We start from the raw sequence: 7,328 nt of genomic DNA, 5'->3' as shown, positions 1-7,328 counted from the left end.
CCCCCCCCCCCCCCCCCCCCCCCCCCCCCCCCCCCCCCCCCCCCCCCCCCCCCCCCCCCCCCCCCCGCCCCACACCCACCCGCAGGCGCTACGCGCACCCCCACCAAGAAGCCACAGGCCGCCGCAGGCATCGAGGCGAACCCCCACCAAGGAGCCAGGGACCGCCGCAGGCACCAACGCGAACCCCCACCGAACCCGCACAGCCACCCCAGCCCTCACCACAACCCCCCTCACCCACCCAAACCTGGAACCGAACAGATTCCCGCGACGTATTCATGGGCAGGGGGACGTGCGGGGCGAGTTTCGTTGTGGCGAAGGTTCGGGTTTCCGCGGTGCGGATGTCAGTCCCGGCAGCGATACTTGCGGCGACGGATGACCATGGGGGAGGTCAACAGTGACACACACGCCTAATACCAGCGCACCACCACCGGGCACCAGCCCGGCACCCGGCGCACCCACCCTCCCCTCCGTACCCCCACAGCCGAACCCCACCACCCTCACCGCCTCCGCGACCCCCACCACCCGCACCCACACCTCCCACGCCGCGAACGCCACCAGCTCCCCCCACCCCACAACACCCCCTCGCCGCACCGCTTTCGCCGAAGGCTTCGACAACCTCCGCACAGCCGCCACCACCGAACCCGGCCGCCTCCGCATCATCGGCGCCCTCCTCGCCCTCCTCGTCCTCTCCTTCGGCGCCATCGCCGCCTGGCAGATGACGGACCGCGCCACAGCGGCCGACGACGTCCTCAACCGCAGCCAGCCCCTGAGCTCCGACGCCGCCGACATCTACCGCTCTCTCGCCGACGCCAACACCGCCGCGGCCAGCGGCTATCTGGCCGGCCTCCAGGAGAAGCCCGCCATGCGCGAGGGCTACGAGAGGGACATCCGCACGGCCGCCGCCAAACTCGTCAAGGCCGCCGCCAACTCCGAACCGGGCTCCCAGTCCGCGAAGACGATCGCGGAGATCAGCAGACTCCTGCCGGAGTACAAGGGCCTGGTAGAAACGGCGAGGGCCAACAACCGCCAGGGCTACCCCGTCGGCGGCGCCTACCTCCGCGCGGCGAACGAGATGATGCAGCAGCGGATGCTGCCCGCCGCGCAGAAGCTGCACCAGACGGAGAACCAGCGCCTGCGCTCGGACTACGCGGCGGCGAAGTCCTTCCCCTGGGCCGCGGCAGCCCTCGGCGTCGTAGCCCTGGCCGCCCTGGCCTGGGCCCAGCATCGCAACTACCAGCGCACGAACCGGGTCCTGAACCACGGCCTGGTCACCGCGACGGCCGCGTCCACCGTGGTCCTGCTGTGGCTCGCCGTGGGCCACATGGTCGCCCGCGCGGGCCTGAACGACAGCTACGAGCACGGCGTCCGCTCGATGGACGTGCTGCACGAGGCCCGCATCGCCTCCCTCACCGCCCGCAGCGACGAGAACCTCACCCTGGTCCGCCGCGGCGCGGACACCAGGACGCTCGACGACGGCAAGGTCGTGGACGCCTACGAGTGGGGTTACGACCAGGAGATCGCCCAGCTCGGCAAGGCGCTCGCCCGAGCCGAGGACCTCGCCGACGACACGACGGGAAAGAAGCCGGTCCAGGACGCGAACAGCTTCATGAAGGTCTGGAAGGACCGTCACGGACTCGCCCGCGAGGACAACGAATCCGGCAACTACCAGGCCGCCCGCGACCGTGTCATCGGCGCCGCGAAGGAACCGACGAGCGTGTGCTTCGACAACGTCGACAAGGCGCTGGCGACAGCGCTCACCCATGAGCAGACCGAGTTCAAGGAGGCCGCGGGCAACGGCCGTGACTCCCTGGCCGGCCTCCCGACGGGCGCCGCGGTCCTCGCCGTCCTGGGCGCGGCGGGTGCGGTGCTCGGCATCGGCCGCAGGCTGTCGGAATACCGGTGAGAGGGGGCACGACGATGAACACACGCGAGAGGACGCCGACCGCACGGCACGAGCCCTGGCACCACCTGCGGGCACGCCTGCGCGGCTGGGGCGGCGTAGCCGCGATGGCCCTCGTCTGCGCCCTGGTCATGTCGTTCGCCCTGCTGCTGCCCCTGAGCCGGCCCCACGCCGAGGACGGCGGTACGGCCGGCGCGGGCGGCGGCCTCACCCGGGCCACCCAGGTCGAGGCGGAGGACTGCGAGGCCCCGCAGGACCAGAGCCTGTCGCCGTCCGGCGGCGACGACGAGTCCCCGACCCTGGACGCCATCAAGGAGCGCGAGGACCGGCGTCTGATCGTCGGCGTCGACACCAACAGCTACCGCTGGGGTTATCTCGACCCGAACAACCCGGCCGGCGAACTGGAGGGGTTCGACATCGACTTGGTGCACCGGATCGCCGAGGAGATCCTCGGCGACCGTGACGCCGTGCAGTTCAAGGCCATTCCGACGAGCCGCCGGATCGAGGCGATCCAGAAGGGCGAGGTCGACATGGTGGTCCGCACCATGACGATCAATTGCGACCGCATCGGGGAAGTCGCTTTCTCGGCCCCCTACTTCGTGACCGGCCAGCAGGTCCTGGCGCCCAAGGTCTCGACGATCAAGGGGTTCGACAAGACCCTGACCGACCGGAAGGTGTGCTCGGCGAAGGGTTCGACGGCGTATGACAACCTGGAGGCGGCCCGGAGCGAAGGCGACCTGCCTGCCTCCACGGACATCAGGACCACCGTCCCCAACCAGCTCGACTGCCTGGTGAAGTTGCAGTTGGGACAGGTGGACGCGGTCGTGACCGACGGAGCGCTCGCCGCCAGCCAGGCAGCGCAGGACCCCACGGTGGAGCTCAAGGGCGGCCTGTTCACCGAGGAGTTCTACGGCGTGGCGATGAAACTGGGCTCCGACGATCTGGTACGCCAGGTCAACCGGATCCTTCAGGACTACATCGAGGACGGCGGCTGGAAGGCGTCGTACGAGAAGTGGCTGCACCCGACGATGGACCAGGGCGACAAGAAGTCGGTGTCGGCGACGCCACCGGAAGCCAAGTACAAGTAAGAGAAAGTCAACTGCCGAACAACCGCCGGACGAACAACGACCGACAGACGACGAACAACGACCGACAGACGACGGACTGACGACCGACCGACAACGGACTGACGACCGACCGACGAACCACAACGCAGCGAGAGGTGATCGATGGGCGTCACGGACCCCGCCGGGCCGGTGATGGACCGGGACGAGGTGGACCGTGCGCTGGCGCGGCTCGGCGCGGAGCACGAGGCGATCGAGACCTCGCTCCTCGCCCTCCAGGACCACGCGGGCCGCAGACTTCTCGAGGGCGCCGAACTCACGGGCAGCACCAAGGAGCGCTGGACGGCCGCGGAGGCGTCGATCACGCTGCTGTGGGCGTACTTCGACGCGTACACGGACGCGTTGCGCTCCGCCCGCGAGATCCGCTCCCGCCGCCGCTGGTCCAGCCGCGACGACCTGGTGGAGCTGACGGAGCTGCTGCGCGGCGAGTCGGTGACCGTCGCGGGCTCGGCCACGGCGACAGCCAACGCCCCGACGCTGCACGGCGGTTCGGGAAAGCTCAGCGAACGGTTCACGCTGGTCACCCTGGTCGACCGGATGAACGAGCTGTACGCGACGTCGCTGGACATGGTGGTCGCCGCGGACGCGGTCTGGTCGGCGCTGCCCGCCCGGATCGATTTACTGGCCGCGGAGTTGCAGCGCACCCGCCGGCTCGCGCACTCCGTCGGGGTCCGCCCCGGCGAGCATCCGGCGGGCGACGACCTGGAGCGCATCACGCGCACGCTCACCAGGCTGCGCGCCGAGGTGGTGTCGGACCCGCTGGCGTACTGGCTGCCCACGCCGGGGAGTTCCGCGCCCGGCGGCGGCAAGCCGGACACCACGGTCTACGACCGGGAGGCGCGCGCCCTGGAGGAGGTCCGCCGGGAGATCGACGCTGTCCTGACGGTGCGTCAGGATGCCGAGCAGCGTCTGGTGAAGCTGCGGGACGTGCTCTCGCGCGCGGACCGTACGCTCGCCGAGGCCCGTACCGCGCGCGGCGAGGTGCTGGCGAAGATCGCCGCCACGGAGGTGCCCGTCGTCAGCGGCCCGCCGACCGTGCTCCAGGAGCAGCTGGCGACGGCCGCCGAGTACCGCAGACACGCCCAGTGGCACCGTCTCTCCCCGCTCCTGGAGTCGCTGGAGGAGAAGGCGGAGGACGAACTGCTGCGCGCCCGTGAGTCGTTGACCGCCGTCACCGCGCCCCTGGCGGTCCGCGCCGAGCTGCGCGGTCGCCTCGACGCGTACAAGGCGAAGGTCGCCCGGCACGGTCTGGCGGAGGACCCGTTCCTCATCGAGCGCTACGACGCGGCCCGCCGCATGCTGTGGAGCGCGCCCTGCGATCTGCGCGTCGCCGAGCAGGCGGTCTTGCGCTATCAGCAGGCGGCAGCCGAACTGCTGGGCAGCGGGCGCGTGCCGGGGCCGCGCGCGCCCGAGGAGAGCGGGGGCCCGGGGGCATGAGGGACAGGCGGGTGTCGTCGTCATGAGTCAGGCACAGCAGCGGTGCCAGCGGCCGGACTGCGGCGGATCGTACGAGGACATGGGCGGCGGTGAGCTGTACTGCGACACCTGTGGCCTGGCCCCGGTCGTCTCGGCGACCGGCATGGTCGGCTCGCCGCCCACCGGGGTGACGGGGGGCGGCAAGGGCTCGCGCGGCTCGGCGGGCAGCGGCAGCGCCCGCTCCACCAGCCGCGGCAGTTCGCGTACGTCGTCGCAGTCGTCGAGGTCCCGGCGCTCGGTGTCGGGACGGCTCTCCCGCTCGCTGTCGGGCCGTTCCACGGGCCGCTCGGTGTCGGTGCGCAGCTCCGGCTCCACGGCCGGCTCCAGCGGACGCGGCCGGCTCGGCGCCGGTCTGGTCCAGGTTCCGGACGTGCCGCGGCCCGACCCGCGCGCGATGGTGCTCGAGAAGGCGGAGGTGCCGGAGCGCAAGCGGTTCTGCTCCCGCTCGGACTGCGGCGCGCCCGTCGGCCGGGCCCGCGGCGAGCGCCCGGGCCGCACGGAGGGCTTCTGCACGAAGTGCGGGCACCCGTATTCCTTCGTGCCGAAGCTGAAGGCCGGCGACATCGTGCACGGCCAGTACGAGGTCGTGGGCTGTCTGGCGCACGGCGGTCTCGGCTGGATATACCTCGCCGTGGACCGTGCCGTCTCCGACCGCTGGGTGGTGCTCAAGGGCCTGCTCGACACCGGTGACCAGGACGCGATGGCGGCGGCGATCTCGGAGCGGCGCTTCCTCGCCGAGATCGAGCACGCCAACATCGTGCGGATCTACAACTTCGTCGAGCACCTGGATCAGCGCACCGGCTCGCTCGACGGCTACATCGTCATGGAGTACGTCGGCGGAAAGTCGCTGAAGGAGATCGCCAACGGCCGCCGCACGCCCGACGGCCGACGCGACCCGCTGCCGGTCGAGCAGGCGTGCGCGTACGGCATCGAGGCCCTGGAGGCCCTCGGTCATCTGCACAGCCGCAACCTGCTGTACTGCGACTTCAAGGTCGACAACGCCATCCAGACCGAGGACCAGCTCAAGCTGATCGACATGGGCGCGGTGCGCAGGATGGACGACGACGAGTCGGCCATCTACGGCACGGTGGGCTATCAGGCGCCGGAGGTCGCGGAGGTCGGCCCGTCGGTGGCGTCCGACCTCTACACGGTCGCGCGTACGCTCGCCGTCCTCACCTTCGACTTCCAGGGCTACACCAACGTCTACGTCGACTCCCTGCCCGACCCCGACCACATCGAGGTCTTCCGCCGGTACGAGTCCTTCTACCGCCTGCTGGTCCGCGCCACCGACCCCGACCCGGCCCGCCGTTTCGCCTCCGCGCAGGAGATGGCGGAGCAACTGACGGGCGTACTGCGCGAGGTCGTGTCCCTTCAGACGGGGCGGGCGAGGCCGTCGCTGTCGACGCTGTTCGGGCCGGAGGTGCGGGTCACGGACACGGAGCTGTTCCCGAAGCTGGACGGGGAGGTGTCCCGGCTGGGGGCGCGGGTGCCCGCGCCGGGGGTGTGGCGCCGCAGGACCCCCGGCGCCACGGCGTCTGTCACGGTCGGCGCCGGCGGCGGCGCGTCCGGTTCCCTCACCGCCGCTCCGGGCCCCGCCCTTCCCCTCGCCGCCTCCGCCCAGTCCCCTGTGGCTTCGGCTGCCGTCACCGTCGTCAAGTCCGTCAGCACGCCCGCCGCCGCCCTGGCGCTGCCGGTCCCGCGGGTGGACCCCGCCGACCCCAACGCCGGTTTCCTCGCGGGTCTGCTGACCACCGCACCGGCCGAACTGCTCGGGGCGCTCGCCGCCGCTCCGGCGCCGTCGACGGAGACCCGGCTGCGGCAGGTGCGTGCCTGGCTGGAGAACGGCGACACCGGCAGCGCGCACGACGCCCTGCTGAAGCTGGAGGACGAGCGTTCCGACGACTGGCGGGTCGTCTGGTACCGCGGCGTGGCCGCGCTCGTCACCGGCGACCACGAAGGTGCCGCCCTCGCCTTCGACGCGATCTACGACGCCTTTCCCGGCGAGCCCTCCCCCAAGCTGGCGCTCGGCATGTGCGCGGAGGTGCTGGGCCAGTTGGACAACGCCGCCGAGTACTACCGTCTGGTGTGGTCCACCGACCCCAGCCATGTCAGCGCCGCCTTCGGACTCGCCCGCGTCCAGCTCGCGACCGGCGACCGCGGCGGGGCCGTACGGACCCTGGAGTCGGTGCCGGAGAGCTCCATTCATTACACGGCCGCCCGGGTGGCGGCGGTCCGCGCCCGGTTGCGCGGGCGCACGGCGGGCGCGGCCGACACAGCGTTCCTGGCGGACCTGGCCGCCGCCGCGGGCCAGGTCGAGGCGCTGGAGGCGTACGGCCTGGATCCGGCGCGCCGGGAGCAGTTGTCGGCGGAAGTCCTCGGTTGCGCGCTGGACTGGATACTCTCCGGTGGCCAGGGTTCCGCCCCGCCCGCCCCCGGAGGACGGACGCTGCTCGGCAGCGGCCTGGACGAGCGGGAACTGCGGTTCGGCCTTGAGCGTTCGTACCGCATGCTGGCCCGGCTCGCACGGGGCGGCGAGGAGAGGATCGACCTGGTGGAACGTGCCAATCGTTACCGCCCCCGGACGTGGGTGTAGTTGATGTCGCAGATGCCCCAGTTGTCCGCCTGCCCGAGCTGCGAATGGCCGCTCGAGTCGGGTGACCGTTTCTGCGGTGCGTGCGGATACGACCTGTCCGCCGTGCCCGTACGGCCGGACGACAACCCGACCATCGCCTTGAACGGCTCGGCGCCGCCCCCTGCCGCGGGCACACCCGGCGCGCACGGCCCCGGCGCGGACCGGCCCGGCGCCGCCGCGCAGGACGGCACCGGCA

At 71.9% G+C, this 7,328-nt stretch carries 5 protein-coding genes; all 5 read left to right on the top strand.

Going from position 1 to position 7,328, the window contains the following annotated elements; all coding sequences use genetic code 11:
- The first annotated feature begins 394 nt into the window (after nt 1-394).
- Nucleotides 395-1,903: a hypothetical protein gene (locus ACHBTE_RS35650; RefSeq protein WP_394729913.1), complete on the top strand. Its 1,509-nt coding sequence runs from the start codon at nt 395-397 to the stop codon at nt 1,901-1,903.
- A 14-nt stretch (nt 1,904-1,917) separates the two neighbouring features.
- Nucleotides 1,918-2,988, top strand: coding sequence for a transporter substrate-binding domain-containing protein (locus ACHBTE_RS35645; protein WP_394729911.1), 1,071 nt, complete (start codon nt 1,918-1,920; stop codon nt 2,986-2,988).
- Between the two features lie 141 nt (nt 2,989-3,129).
- Nucleotides 3,130-4,461, top strand: coding sequence for a hypothetical protein (locus ACHBTE_RS35640; protein ID WP_394729909.1), 1,332 nt, complete (start codon nt 3,130-3,132; stop codon nt 4,459-4,461).
- 22 nt (nt 4,462-4,483) lie between these two features.
- Nucleotides 4,484-7,093, top strand: a complete 2,610-nt coding sequence (locus tag ACHBTE_RS35635; protein WP_394729907.1) for a tetratricopeptide repeat protein — start codon at nt 4,484-4,486, stop codon at nt 7,091-7,093.
- Nucleotides 7,094-7,096: 3 nt separating this feature from the next.
- On the top strand, nt 7,097-7,328 hold a 232-nt coding region (locus ACHBTE_RS35630), incomplete at its 3' end, for a zinc ribbon domain-containing protein (protein ID WP_394729905.1).

It is taken from the genome of Streptomyces sp. M41 (assembly GCF_043673425.1).
Lineage (GTDB): Bacteria > Actinomycetota > Actinomycetes > Streptomycetales > Streptomycetaceae > Streptomyces.
Note: the sequence above shows the minus strand (reverse complement) of the source record. Positions and strands in the feature narration are given on the sequence as shown.

Excerpts from the sequence above, each read along its gene's own strand:
- ACHBTE_RS35645 (WP_394729911.1), top strand. The coding sequence starts at position 1,918 with ATGAACACACGCGAGAGGACGCCGACCGCACGGCACGAGCCCTGGCAC.
- ACHBTE_RS35640 (WP_394729909.1), top strand. The coding sequence starts at position 3,130 with ATGGGCGTCACGGACCCCGCCGGGCCGGTGATGGACCGGGACGAGGTG.
- ACHBTE_RS35635 (WP_394729907.1), top strand. The coding sequence starts at position 4,484 with ATGAGTCAGGCACAGCAGCGGTGCCAGCGGCCGGACTGCGGCGGATCG.